Below are 20382 nucleotides of genomic sequence, written 5' to 3' on the forward strand. Positions count from 1 at the left end.
AGAAAATCTTTACAATTAAAAAATGGATATCAAAGACTGGATCAAAGCTGCGCGCCAGCACGCGGGTTGGACCCAAGAGAAGCTGGGCGAGGCCGTGGGCCGCACCAAGGCCAATGTCGGCCACTGGGAAACCGGCAAGCACGAACCGAAGCTCGAACAGATTGAAGCAATCGCAAAAGCCACTGGTTATGCGCCGCCTTCATGGGGCGGCATCGTGCAGTCAAACGTTGAGCCTGCCTTAGAACTCAAAAAATCAAGGAGAGTGCCAATTACAGGAAGCGTGCGCGGCGGAGACGATGGCTACCTGGTGCAGGACACCGTGCCAGATGGCTGGGTGGAATACTGGACTGGCGATCCCCAAGCCTATGCACTGCGAATCAAAGGTGACTCCATGCACCCGCGCTACCGAGCTGGTGAGTTCGTTGTCGTCACCCCAAGCATTGAAGCCCAGCCTGGCCGCGATGTCGTCGTCAAGCTGCACAACGGCAAGTGCCTGCTCAAAGAGCTCAACTGGATTCGTGGAGATGAGATCCAGTTGCTGAGCATCAACAACGGCTATGCACCTATGACTATTCCCAAAGAGGAAGTGGAGTGCATCTGCCGAGTGGCTGGCTCGGTAGGGCCGGATTCAATGGTGTTTTGAGACCAAGTGGCAGGACCTCTCTAGTAAGCCGCAAGTGAGCGATGCACAGCTTACTTTGTAAAGTAGTGACTAGCCCATATACTGCAACTAAAAAATAGTTACACTGTGGTGGAACCAAGAGCTAAACTTCATGTCCAAACAATCCAAAGCTCTGGAAAAACTGACTCAAGAGCCAACACCATCCAACTACAAGTGGGATGATCTAAGGAGCCTGTTGATCTCTCTTGGATATGCAGAAATCAAAGGCTCAGGTTCTCGCAGAAAGTTTTTCCATGAAGCAAAAAATGCATTGATAAGTTGCCATCAACCACATCCAAACCCTGATGTGGACAAAGGCTGTATTTCCGATATCGTGAAGCACCTAAAAGACCATCAATTCATCAAGTAAAACCATGAATCAATTGAAGTACAAAGACTATCAAGGTTCGGTTGAGTTCGATTCCGAACGCTTGGTGCTACGCGGCAAGATCCAGCTCATCACAGATCTTGTCACTTATGAATCAGACACAGCGGCTGGACTGCAAGCTGAGTTTGAAGCAGCAGTGGACGATTACATTGAAACGTGCGCCACCTTGGGCCGCCCCGCCCTTAAACCATTTTCAGGCACTTTTAACGTCCGCATTGAGCCTGAATGCCATAAAGCCTTAGCTCGCATTGCAGCTGGGGACGATCGATCACTGAACGCGGTTGCAGCAGAAGCGATTCGGGCATACGTTTTGGATCGACAAAGCCCAACTCGCAAAGTTGAGCATACGCACAAGCTCGTGGCTGAAGAGAACGTTCACAAAGCGATCACTAGTGCCACAGCGCGACTTAAATGGGAGACTATTGATGTCGAAGTCCACTAACCAGCAGGCAGACAGCATGAAAATGTACTCTCTGCAAGAATTGGCCGCTCTAATGCTAAAAGAGCAGAAAATTCATGAAGGCCTGTACGAGCTTTCGGTAGAAATTCAAATTGCAGTAGGAGCCGTCGGCCCTGATGCGGACAATGTTTTGCCTGGCGCAGTGCTGGGTGTGAAAAGCGCTGGTTTGCGCAAAGTCGATAAGTCAAACCCTTTGTCTGTCGATGCTTCCCAAGTTAACCCTGCGCCAAAGACTGCAACGAAAAGACCAAGTCTCTCCAAGAGTTCTTGATTTCTTTTGACATCTCCTCACCAAGCCCGCCTCTCAAGCGGGCTTTTTTACGCTCGCCAATCATCCCTGATCTCGTTGATCAACCAGGCCACGAGGATTGCCACGATCCACAGGCCAACCATTTGCATCATGAGGGTAGACATCGCCGCTCTCCTTGAAGTGCGTGATGCCTCAATAGTCCTCTTTTGCACCCCAAGCCACAACCTGAGACAGCTCGCCTAGTGCGGGCTTTCTTCATTTCACCAAGCTAAAGACTAGAAAAAATTTACCTTAGGCTAGTTTTGCTTGACTTTTAAAGACTAGCTTTTCTATACTCCATCCATCGCAGCAACAAACACGCAGCGATGGGTGCCAAGTGATCGAGCCACCGCCCTACCTCTTTAAAAGTTTGCGCGCCGATGTTGCTTGCCTCACCTATGCGAGGCATTCGTCCGGCAAAAGCATCAGCAGGCATGGCCGCTGCTCTGCGCGGGTAGTCCTACCCGGCTCCAGTCCTGCCAAAGCGCGGTACACGGACAGACAGGTGAGGTTTACAGGGATACCGAGAACAGAAAAGCCCACTGCACAAGCAGCGCCAGCCCCTGAGCGTTATCAGGGGCGCAAACCAGAAACTTGCGCGCAGGGCTCTGGTTTAAGACGCCTACTTGAGAGCGATGGTCACCAGAGAGTTCGAGTCCGCCAAAGCGAGAACCGCATGCTCCGTGTCTCCAGTGAGAAAGATGATCTCTCCAGCGCTTAGCGTTGATTTGCAGCTCCCATTGCTTATCTCAAGACGCCCTTCAAGACAGTGCACGGTTATGTCTCCTGGCACCTTATGTGGTGGGAGCGACTGCCCCGCCCTCAGTACCAGCCTGATGAGCTCAAGGTCGCGCGACTTAAAGATTGCGCTTGTCTTTGCGGAAGAGAGCAACCCAGCCAGCGGTCGCACATCGATCACTTCGCATGGGGATGCATGAGGTATTGCCATAAGACCTCCATCCATATGAGATCAGTCAAGTGTGGTCCCTGGCTAAGCCATGGGCAAGCGTGGAATCCATGAACCCAATCGCCCTTGCGTCAAAGTTCTGGGCCTGACAGGAGATTGAAATGTGAGCATTTAGCCAGCATGCGGCCTGCATGTGCCTTCCCCCGCAGGGCTTTAGCGGGGCCATCCGGCGTGACCACTCTAGCGGGTACGTTTGATCTCTGGAATTAGCCAGAGCAAGCGGTGTTGAGGATCTTCGGCGCGGCATCCGCGGCGATGGCGAAAGTGGTCACGCCAGATGGTGAAGCACCTTTTATTAACCCAAGTGCGCATTTGACTGTCGGCCCCTCTCCGGCAGGCAAACCCGCTGCACCATCTACCTTTTACGCCGGGTCTGAGGCTTATCTCCTCCCTCCCTCTCTGAACCTTCCTCAGACAGCCCTGAAAGGGCACCGGCTCTTTATTCAAGCCCGCAGCAATCGCTCGCGGGCTTTTTCTTTTCCAGCGGAGACACAGCAATGACCCCTGCCACCCAAACCAGCCCTTTGATGACGAACTTGTGCAGCGCCTGCGCGAAAAGGGAGGCCTGTAGGGCTTATGAAGTTCCAGAACGCCGCCGAATTCCTGGAGGTCTTCGGCTCAACAACAACCGCTGCGCGACTTGGCAGAGCCCTCGGAATCTCGCCAAAGATCGCTGCATCCATGGCCCAAAAGCAAGGTTGCAAGCCACTACGTAGCGCCAGAACCATTCCAGGCCTTGAGCACCTCCCCGACCTTCCCAGCTTCGCCACCACGCGCTCATGGGTGGGCGGAATCATTCACACCATTGATTGCCAAGTCTCAGGCGACAGCCCCGGCTATCGCTCTCTCTTGATTCACCAGTCATCCATCTACCAAGAAGATCCCCATGACGCTGACTAAATGCCTCTATGCGCTGGCCCTGGCCATCTGCTCTATCACCCTCTTGATGCTCTGGGCCACTGGCACCGCCCAGGCAGAGCCCGAAACCAGTGAACCGGCCGCGCCAGCTGGCTCTATCCGCATGGCCGCCCGCGATGCCTTCGCCTGCCCTGGCATGCATGCAGAGTGGCTGGACGAGCACACCGTTCAATGCCTAAAAGTGAAGCCATGAACAAGCGCTCCACCAAACAGGGAGGCTTGCAAGGTCTGACCATCCGCCAACGAAAGCAGGCCACACCTTCTTACTTACTCCGCCCTCCTCCCCAGAATCGTATTTAAGCCTCAAATCATGAAACATCAGGTAACACAAGTAGGTGAAGCTACCGCCAATGATGAGCCCTCCAACACCCCTCAGTGGGTGCTGGCCTCCAAATTTGAGGAGCTTACTGGGGTAACGAAAGAGACAGTCAAGCAGCGCAAAAAAGCGGGCGTCTGGCGCGAGGGAGCGCAAGTAGCTGTCGTTCATCGCCGCCTCTATGTCAACATCAAAGCAGCCGACCAATGGATAAAAGACCACCTGCCCAAGCAACACCGCCCGGTGTAAAAATTCGCCAACGAGTCTCAGGTGACAGGCTTCAGATTGCCTTCACTTGGGAAGGCCAGGAGTGCCGTGAGTTACTTCCTGCCTGCACCATCAACAAAAGCAGCATCCAGCGGGCAGCATCTTTGCGAGAGGAAATTCGCAGGAAGATCACTGACGGGGCATTCTCCTATGGTGATTATTTCCCCGATAGCCCGCGAGCGAGCCTCCCGTCCAAGAGCAATCCTCTCATGGAGACTCTGCTGCAAAAGCAATTGGACACCTATGCCCGACAGGTCAAAAACGGGCAAATGTCCCCCTCTACCTACAACGGGTACGCCAAGGCCATCACGGGAGAACGGATGCGCCGCTGGCACGGGCTCCAAGTAGGTGAAGTGATACCCAGCCTCTTGCGCGATTGGGTTTCAGAAATGGACTGCACCAGCAAGGCCATCAGAAACATGCTGACCCCACTGCGGAGCTTGTTTGAAGATGCACTCAACGATGAATTGATTGACTTCAACCCCTTTGAGCGCATCGCGCTATCGAAGCTGATTCGGCAGACAGCAAAGGCCAGCGACTATGTAGTGACCCCGTTCAATGCCCTTGAGCGTGAAGCCATCCTGAAAGCCTGCCGATCAGACGAGCGGCCAATGCTTCAGTTCTGGTTTGAGACAGGCCTGCGTCCTGGCGAGCTGCAAGCGCTGCAATGGAGCCATATTGACTGGGACCGAGCCATTGCACGCATTGAACTAAATCAGGTCGCAGGAGTGATCAAAGGCCCCAAGACAGCAGCAGGCATTCGGGATGTCGAGCTGTCCACTGATGCTATGGCAGCATTACACGCCCAGCGCCCGCTGTCTGAAATGAAGGGGGAGCGCATCTGGCTCAACCCTCGCACGGGAGAACCATGGAATACAGATGCACAAATCCGCAAGACGCTCTGGCAGCCTGTGTGCAGCCGTGCTGGCGTGGACTATCGAAATCCCTACCAAGTACGGCACACATTCGCCTCTGCACTGCTAACCGCTGGCGCCAATCCCTGGTATGTGGCCAGCCAGTTGGGGCATGAGGATGTAGAGATGGTGTTCCGCACCTACGGCAAATTCATCAGAGATGACTACCAAAAGCCCAAGCCTGAATTTCGCATTGTGTGATAAAAATAATCCGTGCGATTTCGGTGCGATTTTGAGGACACCACCAGACCCTAACCAGGCAAAAAAAACCGCCACACACTAGGCTTTCCAGTGTGTGGCGGTGTTTGTAGTGGTGGAGCTGGCGGGAATTGAACCCGCGTCCGCAAGTCTTCGCCGGACAGATCTACATGTTTAGTGCTCTGTTTTAGATCTCACTACCCAAACCGCGCAGGCACACGCTGCTTGGGTAGCCAGCTTCCTAAAATCTCGCCAAATACCAAGAAGCCCGGTATCCAGCCAGCTAATGTAAATTCCCTTGCAGCCTGGAGGTATTGCTACCCCCTTGCCCAGCCCACTAGCGTGCTGTTGCAAGGCTCACCGGATTAAGCGGCGAGTGCGAAACGTTCGTCGTTTGCAGTTAGTTTTTTGAATGGAGATTTACGAGCGTCACTCAAGCTCGACATGCACCGCACCGGTCCCGAACCCACGTCGAAACCAGGACAGCCCCTAAGCTACCTATTCTATCCTCATCCCAGTAACTTCAACAGCTCAAGTGGTGAATTGATATGCGCATCGGCCCCCCAATGGGCCGTATCTTCCGTTGCACCCAGGTAGCCGTAGCGTGCCGCTACTGTTTTCATACCCGCTGCAGCACCCGCCTGGATATCACGCTCATCATCTCCGACATAGATGCAATATTCTGGAGCAACCTGCATGCGTCGCGCAGCCTCAAAAAGAGGCTCTGGGTGCGGCTTGGAATGCGGAGTCGTGTCCCCACTCACCACAACTGCAGCCTGAGTAAACAAGGGCATCTGGCGAGTTAGCGGATCGGTGAAGCGCATGGACTTGTTGGTCACCACCCCCCACAACAACGGAGCAGCCTCCAATGCCTTAATCAACTCAGGCACGCCCTCAAAAACATAGGTGCGATCGGTCATGCACTGCTCATAATTGCGAAAGAACTCTTCACGCATTTCCGCGAAGCCTGCAGACTCTGGTGTCATTCCAAATGCAATGCCAAGCATTCCACGCGCACCGGCCCCAGCCATATGGCGGTAGGCATTGAGCGACAGCGATGGCATACCGCGATCCACGCGCATCTTGTCCGCTGCGGCACCCAAATCAGGAGCGCTGTCAATCAAAGTGCCATCCAGATCAAAAAGAACGGCTCGAATGTGCTTCCACATGACTGTCACTCCTGCGGGCGGCGTGTTGCCAGCATGTAATTGACCGAAGTGTCATTGCTGAGCCAATAACGGCCCGAGATCGGATTGTGCTCCATGCCTTTGCTGCCTTGCACATCCAGGCCTGCTTCGCGCGCAAAGCGCGACAGCTCGCTAGGGCGCAACAATTTGGCGTATTCGTGCGTCCCCTTGGGAATCATCTTGAGCAAATACTCAGCCGCCACAATTGCTAGCGCAAAAGCTTTGGCGTTGCGGTTGATGGTGGAGAAGAACACCCAGCCACCAGGCTTGACCAGCTCCGCGCAAGCTCGAACGATGGATGCAGGATCGGGCACATGCTCCAGCATCTCCATGCAAGTCACCACATCAAAACTACTAGGTTGCTCCTGCGCCAGTTGCTCCACGCTGACTTCGTGGTACTGAATATTTGGCGTGCTTGTTTCCAACGCATGCAACTGTGCGACACGCAAAGCCTTGGTCGCCAGATCAATGCCCACAACCTTGGCCCCTTTTCGCGCCATAGAGTCCGCCAGAATTCCACCGCCACAGCCCACATCCAGAACTCGCTGATCAGCCAGACGGGCCTGCGCATTGATCCAGTCAAGTCTCAAAGGATTAATCTGATGCAGTGGTTTGAATTCACTCTCGGGATCCCACCAGCGATGGGCCAAGCTGGAGAATTTCTCCAGTTCTGCAGGGTCGGCATTGATAGTGTTGTTCATGCTGCCATTGTCCGCGATTACGGCAATGAATCAGGCATAAAAAAAGCCCCGATGCCGGGGCTTTCTTGTGTCGCAATCGAAAGATTACTGAGCAGCCTTGGTGCCCACGACTTCGATTTCCACGCGACGGTTTTGAGCGCGGCCAGCAGCAGTCTTGTTGTCTGCCACGGGTTGCTTCTCGCCCTTACCTTCGGTGTAAACACGGCTCTTTTCGATGCCCTTGGACACCAGGTAAGCCTTCACAGCTTCAGCGCGACGCACCGACAGCTTCTGGTTGTAAGCATCGGAGCCTACGGAGTCAGTGTGACCCACGGCGATGATGACTTCCAGGTTGATGTCCTTGATCTTGCCGGTCAAGTCATCCAGCTTTTCCTTACCTGCGGGCTTCAGCACGGACTTGTCGAAGTCGAAGAAAGCGTCAGCAGAGTAAGTAACCTTGGATGCAACTGCGGGCTGAGGAGCAGCGGGAGGAGCCACAACAGCGGGAGCAGGAGCAGCCACTTGCTTGACCAGAGCGCCGTCGCAACCTTCAGCAGCGGTAGCAGGTGTCCAGTTGGCATCGCGCCAGCACAGTTCGTTTGTGCCGTTCTTCCACACCAGCTCGCTGGTGCCGTTTTGCCAGTTGTCGATAGTATTGCCACCGTCAGCAGCCTTCACTTGTGCGCCAGCGGCCGTCACGAGGGCAGCAGAGGCAAACAACATCGCCACTTTGTTCAGTTTCTTCATGGTTCTCCTCTTGGGGAAAAAGCCGCAGCAGGGCTGCGAATCTGTGGACGTCATCAGTGACCATCACCAAAAACGTTGAAACGATTGTGCCATACGTAACATGCAAGAGTGTTGTCAACTAAGCTCCAACAAGTAGGACAGCTATGTAATTCCTAAGTTATGTTGCTCTGCTGCCACACGCCATTCGACCTAAAATGGTCGTTTTCCAGCCGTCAAAGTATCACTAGACATGACCCAGTTTGCTAAAGAAACTCTGCCCATCAGCCTTGAAGAGGAGATGCGTCGCAGTTATCTCGATTACGCCATGAGCGTGATCGTGGGCCGGGCGCTTCCTGATGCGCGTGATGGCCTCAAGCCTGTGCACCGCCGCGTTCTGTACGCGATGCACGAACTCAATAACGACTGGAACCGTCCTTATAAAAAGTCCGCCCGTATCGTCGGTGACGTGATCGGTAAATACCACCCTCACGGCGACATCGCGGTCTACGACACCATCGTGCGTATGGCGCAGGACTTCTCGCTGCGCCACATGCTGGTGGATGGTCAGGGCAACTTCGGCTCGGTGGACGGCGACAGCGCCGCTGCCATGCGTTACACGGAAATCCGTCTCTCCAAGATCGCCCACGAAACGCTGGCTGATATTGATAAAGAGACCGTAGATTTCGGCCCCAACTACGACGGCTCGGAGCAAGAGCCACTGGTGTTGCCCACGCGCCTGCCCAATCTGCTCGTCAATGGCTCTTCGGGTATTGCCGTGGGTATGGCCACGAATATTCCTCCGCACAACCTCAATGAAGTGGTCGATGGCTGCCTGCATTTGCTGCAGAACCCTGAAGCCAGTATCGACGAGCTGATGGAGATCATTCCCGCCCCCGACTTCCCCACCGCCGGCATCATCTATGGCATCAACGGTGTCAAGGAAGGCTATCGCACCGGCCGCGGCCGTGTGGTGATGCGCGCCAAGTGCCATTTCGAGGACATCGACAAGGGCCAGCGCCAGTCCATCATCGTTGATGAGCTGCCCTATCAGGTCAACAAGAAGACGCTGCAGGAGCGCATGGCCGAGCTGGTGCACGAGAAGAAGATCGAAGGCATCAGCCACATTCAGGACGAATCGGACAAGTCCGGCATGCGCCTGGTGATCGAGCTCAAGCGCGGTGAAGTGCCCGAGGTGGTGCTCAACAACCTGTACAAGCTGACCCAGCTGCAGGACACCTTCGGCATGAACATGGTGGCGCTTGTCAATGGCCAACCCAAGCTGTGCAATCTGAAGGATCTGATTCAGGTCTTCCTGGAACACCGCCGCGAAGTGGTGACCCGTCGCACTGTGTTCGAGCTGCGCAAGGCGCGCGACCGTGGCCACGTGCTGGAAGGCCTGGCCGTGGCGCTGGCCAATATCGACGACTTCATCGCCATCATCCGCAACGCTCCCACTCCTCCCGTCGCCAAGGCTGCGCTGATGGAAAAGAGCTGGGACAGCAAGCTGGTGCGCGAGATGCTGACCCGCACCCGCACCGATGGCGGCGTGGTCAATGCCGACGACTACCGTCCCGAAGGTCTGGAAGTCGAATTCGGCATGCAGCAAGACGGGCTGTACCGCCTGTCCGAAACCCAGGCCCAGGAAATTTTGCAGATGCGCCTGCAGCGCCTGACCGGTCTGGAGCAAGACAAGATCGTGGCTGAATACAAGGACATCATGGCGGTCATCGAAGACCTGCTGGACATCCTGGCCAAGCCCGAGCGCGTATCCACCATCATTGGTGAAGAGCTGAACACCGTTAAGGCCGAGTTCGGCCAGAACAAGAAGGGCGAGCGCCGCTCCACCGTCGAGTACAGCGCGCAAGACCTGTCCACCGAAGATCTGATCACCCCCACCGACATGGTGGTGACGCTCTCGCACACCGGCTACATCAAGAGCCAGCCCTTGTCCGAATACCGCGCCCAGAAGCGCGGCGGTCGCGGCAAGCAGGCCACCGCCACCAAGGAAGACGACTGGATCGACCAGCTCTTCATCGCCAACACGCACGACTACCTGCTGTGTTTCTCCAACCGCGGCCGCATGTACTGGCTCAAGGTCTGGGAAGTGCCATCGGGCTCGCGCGGCTCGCGTGGTCGCCCCATCGTCAATATGTTCCCGCTGCAGGATGGCGAAAAGATCAACGTGGTCTTGCCGCTGACCGGTGAAAACCGCAGCTTCCCTGAAGATCACTACGTCTTCATGGCCACCAGCATGGGTACCGTCAAGAAGACGGCGCTGACCGAGTTCAGCAACCCGCGCAAGGCCGGCATCATCGCCGTGGGCCTGGACGAAGGCGACTACCTGATTGGTGCTGCGCTGACCGACGGCAAGCATGACGTGATGCTGTTCAGCGACGGCGGCAAGGCCGTGCGCTTTGACGAAAACGATGTGCGCCCCATGGGCCGCAACGCGCGCGGCGTGCGCGGCATGAACATCGACGAAACACAGAGCGTGATCGCCATGCTGGTGGCCGAGGCCGATGACGGCACGGGCAACGTGGCCGAAGGCTCGCAAAGCGTGTTGACCGCCACCGAAAACGGCTACGGCAAGCGCACCGCGATTAGCGAATACACGCGCCATGGCCGTGGCACCAAGGGCATGATTGCGATTCAGCAGTCCGAGCGCAACGGCAAGGTTGTGGCCGCGACCCTGGTTGCACCGGAGGACGAGATCATGTTGATCACCGACACCGGCGTGCTGGTGCGCACACGCGTCGCCGAAATCCGTGAACTGGGCCGCGCCACACAGGGCGTGACGCTGATCAATCTGGACGAAGGCGCCAAGCTGATTGGTCTGCAGCGCATTGTGGAAAACGATGCGAACGACAGCTCTGGCTATAACGCTGACGAAGGTGCAGAGGGCGACGAAACCCACGCCACCCCAGGCACAGCCAGCGACAGCGCCGAAGGTGCAGCCGAGCCCGGCGACGCCTCCTGAAAAATGCAGGCCCTTCACCGGCCTGCTCTGGACCAGACGCCACGCGGCATGCACACATGCCCGTGGCGCAATGTTTTTGATAGCTGAAAGTGCAAGCTACACAAGCGCTTTCACATTTTTTGAGCGTAAATCTGATGAACCGCCCTTTTAACTTCTCCGCCGGCCCCGCCGCCATCCCTGAAGAAGTGCTGCAGACCGCAGCCGCCGAAATGCTGGACTGGCACGGCTCCGGCATGGGCGTGATGGAAATGAGCCATCGCGGCAAGGAGTTCATCAGCATTTACGAAGCCGCAGAAGCCGATCTGCGCGAGCTGCTGGCCGTGCCTGCCAACTTCAAGATTTTGTTCATGCAAGGCGGCGGCATTGCCGAAAACGCCATCGTTCCCATGAACCTGTCGCGCGCTGGCGTGGCCGATTTTGTGGTCACCGGCAGCTGGAGCCAGAAGTCCGCCAAGGAAGCGGCCAAGTACGCCAGCGAAGCCCATATCGCCGCCACCGCCAAGGACAGCGACTACACCACGATTCCCGCTGCCAGCAGCTGGAACCTGAGCCGTGGCGCCAGCTATGTGCACATCTGCAGCAACGAAACCATTCACGGCGTGGAGTTTCATGAGCTGCCCGACCTGAAGGCGCTGGGCTCGGACGCACCGCTGGTCATCGACTTTTCCTCGCATGTCGCCTCGCGCAGCATTGACTGGAGCCGCGTGGGCCTGGCCTTTGGCGGCGCGCAAAAGAACATCGGCCCGGCAGGTCTGACCATCGTCATCGTGCGCGAAGACCTGCTGGGCCACGCCCTGCCCATCTGCCCCAGCGCTTTCGATTACAAAATCGTGGCCGACAACGGCAGCATGTACAACACGCCGCCGACCTGGGGCATCTACATGGCGGGCCTGACCTTCAAATGGCTCAAGCAGCAGCAAGAGGGCGGCTTGAGCGGCGTGGCCGCCATCGAAGCGCGCAACATCGCCAAGGCCAAGCTGTTCTACGACTATGTGGACCAGTCCTCGCTCTACGTGAACAAGGTGGCCGCCAACTGCCGCTCGCGCATGAATATCCCGTTCTTCCTGAATGACGAATCGCGCAACGACGCCTTTCTGGCCGGCGCCAAGGAAGCTGGTCTGCTGCAGCTCAAGGGCCACAAGTCTGTGGGCGGCATGCGCGCCAGCATCTACAACGCCATGCCCATCGAAGGCGTGCAGGCGCTGGTTTCCTATATGCAGGACTTCGAACAGCGCAAGGCTTGATCGCCCCCGCACCACATCGCCTACGCACACACTAAAAAATGAGCTGCCAGCGCTTGGTTTGAAAGGGTTTCAAGGTCAATCAATCCTGAAACCAAGATAAACAAAGCGCTAGCAGCTATAAAAATTGAGGAACTCATGAGCCAAGAACCCCAAGCCAGCCCCGAGTTGCTGTCGCTGCGCAACCAGATTGACTCGCTGGACCGTCAATTGCTGGAGCTGGTCAACCAGCGCGCCCATGTGGCCGAGCAGGTGGGTGAGCTCAAGAAAAAAGAAGGCTCGGCCTTCTTCCGCCCCGACCGGGTGGCGCAGGTGATCGAGAAGATCAAGAACAACAACCCCGGCCCCCTGAAGGGTGCCCATGTGGCCGCCATCTGGCGCGAAATCATGTCCGCCTGCCTGGCGCTGGAGTCGCCCCAGCGCGTAGCCGTGCTCGGCCCTGCCGGCACCTTCTGCGAAGAAGCCGCCATTCAGTACTTTGGTGGCGCTGCCGACCTGATGTACTGCAACAGCTTTGAAGAAGTCTTTCACGCCACGGCCGCAGGCAGCGCCCAGTACGGCGTGGTGGGCGTGGAAAACTCCAACGAAGGGGTTGTGACGCGCTCGCTGGACATGTTCCTGCACACGCCCTGCCATGTGGTGGGCGAGGTCAGCATGCTGATTCGCCACAACCTGATGCGCACCAGCAATTCGCTGGAGGGCATCGAAGTCGTGGCCGCCCACCCTCAGGCGCTGGCCCAGTGCCAGGGCTGGTTGTCTAAGCACCTGCCCCACGCCGAACGCCGCCCCGTGGAAAGCAATGCCGAAGGCGCACGCCTGGCGGCCCTGCATCCCAACTGGGCCGGTATTGCCGGCGAGCGTGCAGCCCAGCAATTCGGCCTGCACATCGTCAGCCACGCTATTCAGGACGATGCCTACAACCGCACCCGTTTTGCCGTCATCTGCCTGCCGCACACGCTGGCAACAGCGTCGCCCAGTGGCAGCGACTGCACCAGTCTGGTAGTGTCCGTGCCCAACACTGCGGGCGCCGTGCATGACCTTCTGGTGCCGCTGAAGAAGTACGGCGTCTCCATGACGCGCTTTGAATCGCGCCCCGCCCGCACCGGCCAGTGGGAGTACTACTTCTACATCGACATCGAAGGCCACCCCGCGCAGGACAATGTTGCCGCAGCCCTCAAGGAGCTGCAAAGCCTGTGCGCGTTCTACAAGGTGCTGGGCACCTATCCGGTAAGCAAGTAATGGAAACACAGCAATTGCCACCCTTCGAGCAGCTCGGCCTGATTGGCTGCGGGCTGATGGGTGGCTCGTTTGCGCTGGCCCTCAAAAAGGCCGGCCTCGTCAAACGCGTGGTGGGCTACAGCAAGTCCCCCTCCACCACCGAGCGCGCCCTCCAGATGGGCGTCATCGATGTGGAAGCGCCCTCGGCCCTGCTGGCCGCAGCAGGCGCGGACCTGGTGCTGCTGGCCGTGCCCGTAGCGGCCACGGAAGCCACGCTCAAATCCATCAAACACCTGGTCACGCCCAAGATGATGATCATGGACGTGGGCTCCACCAAGGTTGATGTGGTGCAGGCGGCACGCTCGGCGCTGCGCGACCAGATCGGCAGCTTTGTGCCCGCCCACCCCATCACCGGCAAGGAAGTGGCTGGCGTGGAACATGCCGACGCCAATCTGTACCAGGGCGCGCAGGTCGTGCTGACCCCTACCGAGCGCACGCTGACCGCCCATCTGTCCAGGGCGCAGGCCCTGTGGCAAGCCCTGGGCTGCCATGTGCAAGCCATGTCACCCGAGGCGCATGACAGCGCCCTTGCCACCGTCAGCCACCTGCCCCACCTGCTGGCGTTTGCCATGATGCAAAGCGTGCTGAACCAGCCCGGTGCCGATGAGGTGCTGTCGCTGGCCGGCCCCGGCTTTCGCGACTTCACGCGCATTGGTGCAGGCGATCCCAAACTCTGGCGCGATGTGTTGCTGGCCAACCGCGAACAGGTGCTGGCCCAGTCGCGCAACTTTCGCGCAGCGCTGGAGCAGCTCGAAAGCCTGATGCAGACCAATGACGGCCAGGGCCTGCAAGACCGCCTGACGCTGGCCAGCTCGGCACGCGCACACTGGTCCATGAGCGGCAAACGCCCCTCAAAAATCTAAGGGCCAGAGCAAGGCGATTTTTTTAATAAAAATGCCTTGCAGCCCTTTCAAAATATGCGCCTCAAGCTATTGTTTTAAAAGCTGACAGCGCATATTCGCCCCTTACTCTGCTGGATTGCGTCATGTTCACCACCGAATTTCTGGATCTGCCCGCTCTGGACTCCGCTCACGGCACCGTCAGCCTGCCCGGCTCCAAAAGCATCTCCAACCGCGTGCTGCTGCTGGCTGCCCTGAGCCAGGGCACGACCACTATCCACGACCTGCTGGACTCTGACGACACTCAGGTCATGCTGACCGGCCTCAAGCAACTGGGCTGCAAGATCACGCCAGACAACGTGATGCCGGGCCAGGCCATTGAAGTCACCGGCATCGGCGGTCAATTGCCTCAAGGCACGGCAGCCACCTTGTTCCTGGGCAATGCAGGCACGGCCATGCGCCCGCTGACAGCAGCCCTGTCGGTGCTGGGCGGCAACTTCGAGATGACGGGCGTGCCCCGCATGTATGAGCGCCCTATCGGCGATCTGGTCGATTCGTTGCGCCAACTGGGCTGCAAGATCGACTATCTGAAGGATGAAGGCTTTCCGCCACTGAAGATCGGCCAGCCTGACTTCAGCGCCCTGAGCAGCGAATCCATCAAGGTGCGCGGCGATGTCTCCAGCCAGTTTCTGACTTCGCTGCTGATGGCCCTACCCCTGCTGGCCCAGGACCGTGACATCACGATTGAAGTGGTGGGCGAGCTGATCTCCAAGCCCTATATCCACATCACGCTGGAACTGCTGGCACGCTTTGGCATTGCCGTGAAGAACGACAACTGGCAGCGTTTTGTGATCCCTGCGGGTAGCCGCTACCTGTCGCCCGGCGATATCCATGTGGAAGCCGACGCCTCGTCCGCTAGCTATTTCATAGCGCTTGGCGCAATTGCAGCGGACGCTGAAGAGCAAAAAAGCATCAAGATTCTGGGCGTGGGCGCAGACTCCATCCAGGGCGATATCCGCTTTATCGAAGCCGCCCAGGCCATGGGCGCACAAGTGGAAAGCGGACCTAACTGGCTTCAGGTCAGTCGTGGCAGTTGGCCTCTGAAGGCCATCGACCTCGACTGCAACCACATCCCCGACGCCGCCATGACTCTGGCCACCATGGCCTTGTATGCCGACGGCACCACCACGCTGCGCAATATCGCCAGCTGGCGCGTCAAGGAAACCGACCGCATCGCAGCCATGGCGATTGAGCTGCGCAAGCTGGGCGCCACCGTGGAAGAAGGCGCGGACTATATCCGCGTCACCCCTCCCGCCAACAAGGCCGGATGGAAAGCCGCGAGCATCCACACCTATGACGACCACCGCGTCGCTATGTGCTTCTCGCTGGCCGCCTTCAATCCCGCCAAGCTGCCCGTGCGCATCAAAGACCCCAAGTGCGTGGCCAAGACCTTCCCGGATTACTTCGAGGCACTGTTTTCCGTCAGCGCAACCGAGCGTGAGCGCATTCCCGTGATCTGCATTGACGGCCCCACAGCCTCAGGCAAGGGCACGATTGCCGCCGAAGTGGCCAAGGCACTGGGCTACCAGCCACTGGACTCCGGCGCGCTCTACCGCATCACAGGCCTGGCCGCATCTCGCGCCGGTCTGTCGCTGGACGAAACGAACGAAGAAGCCATTGCCGAGATGGCGCTGGAAATGCCCATTCGCTTTGATGCCCAACAGCGCGTGTGGCTGGGCAATGAAGACATCAGCCTGGCCATTCGCAGCGAAGAAGCGGGCATGAATGCCTCGCGCGTGTCCGCCCTGCCCGCCGTGCGCAGCGCGCTGGTGGATCTGCAGCTGTCTTTCCAGGCCCTGCCCGGACTGGTTGCCGACGGCCGCGACATGGGCACGGTCATCTTTCCCCATGCTCCGCTCAAGGTCTATTTATGGGCCTCCGCCCAGTGCCGCGCAGAGCGCCGCTATAAGCAGTTGATTTCCAAAGGCATTTCAGCTAATATGTGCACCCTTTTGGCAGACCTTGAGGCACGCGACGCGCGCGACATGAATCGCGCCACAGCTCCGCTCAAGCCCGCCGAGGATTCTTTGCAGCTCGACAGCTCCGAGATGACCATTGAACAAGTGGTTGCCCAAGTGCTGACGTGGTGGCAGGAACGCCAGCCGTTTGACCGCTCTTGAAATTTCTCACTTGAAGTTTCCAGGGCAGCCCTGCATCTGGCTTGTTGGCCCTTGATGTCAGGTTTTCGCAGAGCGCGAGCCGGCAGCAAGGTTGTTAACCTTTAACCCCGTGGGCCTCAAAACCCGCAACCCTCCGCATACAGTCATAAAAACGGTGGCAATGGTGCTGCCGGAAACCTGTCTGCGGTCAAGGAACTACATGTCTGAATCTTTTGCCGCCCTTTTTGAAGAGTCGTTGACACGCACCGAAATGCGTCCTGGCGAAGTTATCACCGCTGAAGTCGTGCGCGTTGAGCACAACTTCGTGGTGGTGAACGCTGGCCTGAAGTCGGAAGCCTACGTGCCTCTGGACGAGTTCAAGAACGACCAGGGCGAAATCGAAGTCCAAGTGGGGGACTTCGTGTCCGTGGCCATCGGCTCCATCGAAAACGGCTACGGCGACACCATACTGTCGCGCGATACCGCCAAGCGTCTGGCTTCCTGGCTGGCCCTGGAAAAGGCTCTGGAGTCTGGCGAATTCGTGACCGGCACCACTTCCGGCAAGGTCAAGGGCGGTCTGACCGTTCTGGTCAACGGCATCCGCGCTTTCCTGCCCGGTTCGCTGATCGACACACGTCCTATCAAGGACCTGACTCCCTTCGAAAACAAGACCCTGGAATTCAAGGTCATCAAGCTGGACCGCAAGCGCAACAACGTGGTGCTGAGCCGCCGCGCTGTGGTGGAAGCCTCCATGGGCGAAGAGCGCGCTAAGCTGATGGAAACCCTGAAGGAAGGCGCTATCGTTCAGGGCGTGGTCAAGAACATCACCGAATACGGTGCGTTCGTGGACCTGGGCGGTATCGACGGCCTGCTGCACATCACCGACATGGCATGGCGCCGTGTCCGTCACCCCTCCGAAGTGGTGACTGCTGGCCAGGAAATCACTGCCAAGATCCTGAAGTTCGACACCGAAAAGAACCGCGTGTCTCTGGGTCTGAAGCAAATGGGCGACGACCCATGGATGGGCGTTGCACGTCGCTACCCCTCCGCTACTCGCCTGTTCGGTAAGGTCACCAACATCGCCGACTACGGTGCATTCGTGGAACTGGAACCCGGCATCGAAGGCCTGGTGCACGTTTCCGAAATGGACTGGACCAACAAGAACATCGCTCCTACCAAGCTCGTGTCCCTGGGCGACGAAGTGGAAGTCATGGTTCTGGAAATCGACGAAGACAAGCGTCGCATCTCCCTGGGCATGAAGCAGTGCAAGGCTAACCCCTGGCAAGAATTCGCTCAGAACACCAAGCGCGGCGACCGCGTGAAGGGCCCCATCAAGTCCATCACCGACTTCGGCGTGTTCGTGGGTCTGGCTGCCGGTATCGACGGCCTGGTGCACCTGTCTGACCTGTCGTGGAACGAAGCTGGCGAAGCCGCCGTTCGTAACTACAAGAAGGGTCAAGAAGTCGAAGCCATCGTGCTGGCCGTGGACGTTGAGCGCGAGCGCATCTCCCTGGGCATCAAGCAGCTGGACAGCGATCCCTTCACGACCTTCGTGACCGTGAACGACAAGGGCCAGATCGTGACCGGTAAGGTCAAGACTGTGGACGCCAAGGGCGCTGAAATCGACCTGGGTGAAGACATCATCGGCTACCTGCGCGCTTCCGAAATCTCGCAAGACCGCGTGGAAGATGCTCGTTCCGTCCTGAAGGAAGGCGACGAAGTGACAGCCGTGGTGGTGAACGTGGATCGCAAGAGCCGCAACATCCAGCTGTCCATCAAGCAAAAGGATCACGCTGAACAGCAGACAGCCATGGCTTCTCTGTCGGCTCAGTCCTCCAAGGAAAACGCTGGTACCACCAGCCTGGGCGCTCTGCTGCGCGCCAAGCTGGACGCTGACAAGTAATCACTTGCCTCAGCAGGTCAGCCAGCTCGCCTGACTGACCGCTAAGCGTCAAAGACAACGGGCGCCCTGTGCGCCCGTTGTTGTTTTCAACCAAGCCTTAGCCACCCGATGACCCGATCCGATCTCGTCGAAGAACTTGCCGCCCAATTTGGCCAACTCAACCAACGCGATGCCGAACTGGCCGTCAAAACCATTCTGGATGCAGTCAGCGATGCCCTGGTACGCGGTCACCGCATTGAAATTCGCGGCTTTGGCAGCTTTGCCATCAACCATCGCCAACCTCGCATAGGCCGCAACCCCCGCTCCGGCGAATCCGTCCAGGTGCCCTCCAAACGCGTGCCGCATTTCAAGCCTGGCAAGGCTTTGCGCGAAGCCGTGGACAACCTCAAAAATAGCGACTCCTCTGGATCACAATCTCAGCCTGCCTGAGGCTAGGCGCCTGTCAGAGTCCTTTTACACAGACGTCGTGTTCGTTTGCCAGTCTGGGCATAGGCTGGCCTAAAATCTTCCCGTCACATTAGAGGCACAAGGGAAGCATGAAATACCTGCTGTGGCTGCTCAAGGCAGCCATTTTTTTCACTCTGTTCGCTTTCGCTCTGAATAACCAGCAAGACGCTACCGTGCACTTTTTCTTTGGCACGGCCTGGACCGCGCCGCTAGTGCTGGTAGTACTGGCCGCTTTTACGTTGGGCCTGTTTGTCGGCGTGCTTGGCATGGTGCCGCGCTGGCTCAAACATCGCAGTGCCGCCCGCGAGGCTCACGCAGCGCAGCAAGCACCTGCCTCGCCAGCGCCTGCTCCCAATGCTGTAGCCAAGGAACAGAACTCCTCTTCGATCACCGCGCCGAGCGACTTGCATGGAATTTAATCTGACTTGGATCTTGCTGGGCCTGCCCGTAGCCTTTGTGCTGGGCTGGCTGGCCTCCCGCTGGGACCTGCGCCAGGTGCGCGCCGACAACCGTCAGGCCCCCAAAGCCTATTTCAAGGGCCTGAACTTTCTGCTCAATGAGCAACAGGACAAGGCCATTGATGCCTTTATCGAGGCCGTCCAGAACGACCCCGACACCACAGAGCTGCACTTTGCACTGGGCAATCTGTTTCGCCGGCGTGGCGAATACAACCGTGCTGTGCGTGTACACGAGCACCTGCTCAGCCGCGCCGATCTTTCTCGCCCAGATCGCGATCGCGCGCAGCACGCTCTGGCACAGGACTTTCTCAAGGCTGGCCTGCTGGACCGAGCCGAAGAGGCCCTGCACCGTCTGGATGGAACCCAGTACGAGGGCGAAGCAAGGCTGGCTCTTCTGGCCATTTATGAGCGCTCCAGAGACTGGGCTCAGGCAGCGGCCATTGTTCGCAAAATGCAGGCAGCAGGTCAGGGTGACTTCAGCACCCGCCTGGCCCATTACCTGTGCGAGGATGCGCAGGCACAGGTTGCCCATGGACAGCTGGACAAGGCTTTCTCACAGCTGCAGCAAGCACTGGAGACAGCGCCGCAGGCACCGCGACCACGCCTGGAGCTGGCCCAGCTGCAGCACCGCCAGGGCGAATCGCGCGATGCCTTTGCCAGCCTGAAGGCTCTGGCCCAGAACAGCCCTTCCGCTCTGCCACTGGCCGCCAACCTGCTGGTAGAAGTTGCCGAAACGACTGGCCTCGTCAGCGAGGCCCGCAGCCTGCTGCTCAAGCACTATGAGCAAGCACCGTCGCTGGATTTACTGCAAGCACTGGTCACTCTCGATCAAAAGAGCGGAGATGACGCAGCCCCTGGTCGACTGCGTCTGGTGCAGCACCTGGAGCACGAGCCCTCTTTGGTGGCCGCTGCCCAGTGGCTGGAGGGCGAAACGCTGACGGAAGAGCAATTTCACGGCACCGTACAAAAAGCACTGACCCATGCCACCAAGCCACTGACCCGGTACCGCTGCGCGGCCTGCGGCTTTGAGGCCCGCACCCATTTCTGGCACTGCCCCGGCTGCCAGAGCTGGGACAGCTACCCGGCTCGCAGAGTCGAAGAGCTGTAAG

21 protein-coding genes and 1 other RNA gene are annotated in these 20382 nt (G+C 58.1%); 17 read left to right on the top strand and 5 right to left on the bottom strand.

What is annotated here, in order from left to right; genetic code table 11:
• The first annotated feature begins 22 nt into the window (after positions 1–22).
• The 4 genes from AC2I9W_RS15385 (at position 23) to AC2I9W_RS15400 (ending at position 1780) form a co-directional block, all read left to right on the top strand.
• Complete coding sequence (locus AC2I9W_RS15385) at positions 23–643, top strand: LexA family protein (protein ID WP_486410799.1); 621 nt, start codon at positions 23–25, stop codon at positions 641–643.
• Positions 644–773: 130 nt separating this feature from the next.
• On the top strand, positions 774–1031 hold the full coding sequence (locus AC2I9W_RS15390) for a type II toxin-antitoxin system HicA family toxin (protein WP_486410800.1): 258 nt from the start codon (positions 774–776) through the stop codon (positions 1029–1031).
• 4 nt (positions 1032–1035) lie between these two features.
• Positions 1036–1491, top strand: a complete 456-nt coding sequence (locus AC2I9W_RS15395; protein ID WP_486410801.1) for a type II toxin-antitoxin system HicB family antitoxin — start codon at positions 1036–1038, stop codon at positions 1489–1491.
• Positions 1475–1780: a hypothetical protein gene (locus AC2I9W_RS15400; protein WP_486410802.1), complete on the top strand. Its 306-nt coding sequence runs from the start codon at positions 1475–1477 to the stop codon at positions 1778–1780. The genes AC2I9W_RS15395 and AC2I9W_RS15400 overlap by 17 nt, the downstream gene beginning before the upstream one ends.
• A 640-nt stretch (positions 1781–2420) precedes the next feature.
• On the opposite strand, the gene AC2I9W_RS15405 is transcribed toward AC2I9W_RS15400, so the two are convergent.
• Complete coding sequence (locus AC2I9W_RS15405) at positions 2421–2762, bottom strand: cupin domain-containing protein (RefSeq protein WP_486410803.1); 342 nt, start codon at positions 2760–2762, stop codon at positions 2421–2423.
• Positions 2763–3446: 684 nt separating this feature from the next.
• Here AC2I9W_RS15405 and AC2I9W_RS15410 point away from each other — a divergent pair.
• The 4 genes from AC2I9W_RS15410 (at position 3447) to AC2I9W_RS15425 (ending at position 5381) form a co-directional block, all read left to right on the top strand.
• Positions 3447–3665, top strand: coding sequence for a hypothetical protein (locus AC2I9W_RS15410; RefSeq protein WP_486410804.1), 219 nt, complete (start codon positions 3447–3449; stop codon positions 3663–3665).
• Positions 3658–3876 (top strand): hypothetical protein, encoded by a 219-nt coding sequence (locus AC2I9W_RS15415; RefSeq protein WP_486410826.1) that lies wholly within the window; start codon positions 3658–3660, stop codon positions 3874–3876. Before AC2I9W_RS15410 ends, AC2I9W_RS15415 begins: the two co-directional genes overlap by 8 nt.
• A gap of 117 nt (positions 3877–3993) precedes the next feature.
• Complete coding sequence (locus tag AC2I9W_RS15420) at positions 3994–4248, top strand: excisionase (RefSeq protein WP_486410805.1); 255 nt, start codon at positions 3994–3996, stop codon at positions 4246–4248.
• Complete coding sequence (locus AC2I9W_RS15425; RefSeq protein WP_486410806.1) at positions 4206–5381, top strand: Arm DNA-binding domain-containing protein; 1176 nt, start codon at positions 4206–4208, stop codon at positions 5379–5381. Before AC2I9W_RS15420 ends, AC2I9W_RS15425 begins: the two co-directional genes overlap by 43 nt.
• Before the next feature lie 110 nt (positions 5382–5491).
• On the opposite strand, the gene ssrA is transcribed toward AC2I9W_RS15425, so the two are convergent.
• The 4 genes from ssrA to ompA all read right to left on the bottom strand — a co-directional run bounded on the left by ssrA (position 5492) and on the right by ompA (position 7992).
• Positions 5492–5868, bottom strand: a transfer-messenger RNA (tmRNA) gene (gene ssrA, locus AC2I9W_RS15430).
• Positions 5869–5887: 19 nt separating this feature from the next.
• The gene (locus tag AC2I9W_RS15435) at positions 5888–6547 is read right to left on the bottom strand and encodes an HAD-IA family hydrolase (protein ID WP_486410807.1); all 660 of its coding nucleotides are present in this window, start codon (positions 6545–6547) and stop codon (positions 5888–5890) included.
• A 5-nt stretch (positions 6548–6552) separates the two neighbouring features.
• A complete protein-coding gene (gene ubiG, locus AC2I9W_RS15440; RefSeq protein ID WP_486410808.1) occupies positions 6553–7266 on the bottom strand; it encodes a bifunctional 2-polyprenyl-6-hydroxyphenol methylase/3-demethylubiquinol 3-O-methyltransferase UbiG in 714 nt (237 codons plus the stop codon).
• Positions 7267–7350: 84 nt separating this feature from the next.
• Positions 7351–7992, bottom strand: coding sequence for an outer membrane protein OmpA (gene ompA / locus AC2I9W_RS15445; protein ID WP_486410809.1), 642 nt, complete (start codon positions 7990–7992; stop codon positions 7351–7353).
• 229 nt (positions 7993–8221) lie between these two features.
• On the opposite strand from ompA, the gene gyrA reads away from it, so the two are divergent.
• The 9 genes from gyrA to lapB all read left to right on the top strand — a co-directional run bounded on the left by gyrA (position 8222) and on the right by lapB (position 20381).
• Positions 8222–10948, top strand: coding sequence for a DNA gyrase subunit A (gene gyrA, locus AC2I9W_RS15450; RefSeq protein WP_486410810.1), 2727 nt, complete (start codon positions 8222–8224; stop codon positions 10946–10948).
• Between the two features lie 134 nt (positions 10949–11082).
• Complete coding sequence (gene serC / locus AC2I9W_RS15455) at positions 11083–12192, top strand: 3-phosphoserine/phosphohydroxythreonine transaminase (RefSeq protein ID WP_486410811.1); 1110 nt, start codon at positions 11083–11085, stop codon at positions 12190–12192.
• A 135-nt stretch (positions 12193–12327) separates the two neighbouring features.
• Complete coding sequence (gene pheA / locus AC2I9W_RS15460; RefSeq protein ID WP_486410812.1) at positions 12328–13428, top strand: prephenate dehydratase; 1101 nt, start codon at positions 12328–12330, stop codon at positions 13426–13428.
• Complete coding sequence (locus AC2I9W_RS15465) at positions 13428–14330, top strand: prephenate dehydrogenase (protein WP_486410813.1); 903 nt, start codon at positions 13428–13430, stop codon at positions 14328–14330. Before pheA ends, AC2I9W_RS15465 begins: the two co-directional genes overlap by 1 nt.
• A gap of 122 nt (positions 14331–14452) precedes the next feature.
• Complete coding sequence (locus tag AC2I9W_RS15470; RefSeq protein ID WP_486410814.1) at positions 14453–16486, top strand: bifunctional 3-phosphoshikimate 1-carboxyvinyltransferase/cytidylate kinase; 2034 nt, start codon at positions 14453–14455, stop codon at positions 16484–16486.
• 199 nt (positions 16487–16685) lie between these two features.
• On the top strand, positions 16686–18368 hold the full coding sequence (gene rpsA, locus AC2I9W_RS15475) for a 30S ribosomal protein S1 (RefSeq protein ID WP_158392232.1): 1683 nt from the start codon (positions 16686–16688) through the stop codon (positions 18366–18368).
• A gap of 108 nt (positions 18369–18476) precedes the next feature.
• Entirely contained in the window at positions 18477–18797 is a 321-nt protein-coding gene (locus AC2I9W_RS15480) for an integration host factor subunit beta (protein ID WP_158392234.1), read from the top strand.
• 107 nt (positions 18798–18904) lie between these two features.
• The gene (locus AC2I9W_RS15485; protein WP_486410815.1) at positions 18905–19234 is read left to right on the top strand and encodes a LapA family protein; all 330 of its coding nucleotides are present in this window, start codon (positions 18905–18907) and stop codon (positions 19232–19234) included.
• Positions 19224–20381 (top strand): lipopolysaccharide assembly protein LapB, encoded by a 1158-nt coding sequence (gene lapB, locus AC2I9W_RS15490; protein ID WP_486410816.1) that lies wholly within the window; start codon positions 19224–19226, stop codon positions 20379–20381. Before AC2I9W_RS15485 ends, lapB begins: the two co-directional genes overlap by 11 nt.
• Position 20382 lies beyond the last annotated feature (1 nt).

It is taken from the genome of Comamonas sp. FUJ_7, from assembly GCF_057369555.1.